Raw genomic sequence first — 228 nt, forward strand, 5'->3', positions numbered from 1 at the left:
ATTTTGTAACAAAGTTTATTTATAATAAAGAAGCAAATACCTACACTTGTCCGCAAGGACAAACGCTAAGCACTACTGGTCGATGGCACAAGAAAACAGGTCGAACAGAGGAAAGTGGTTACAGGTTCCAAAAATACCGCACACCAGCTTGCAAAACCTGTCCAGTAAAAGACCAATGTACCAGCCGAAAAGGCGGAAGAGAAATAGACCGAAGTGAGTATGCTGATG

Annotated in this window: 1 protein-coding gene; it reads left to right on the forward strand. The window is 42.1% G+C overall.

The features are described from left to right. Positions 1-228 (forward strand): transposase (locus G6042_RS00085; RefSeq protein ID WP_211161580.1); only part of this gene is annotated, 228 nt, incomplete at both ends.

Source organism: Flavobacterium solisilvae (genome assembly GCF_012911605.1).
Classification (GTDB): Bacteria; Bacteroidota; Bacteroidia; order Flavobacteriales; family Flavobacteriaceae; genus Flavobacterium; species Flavobacterium solisilvae.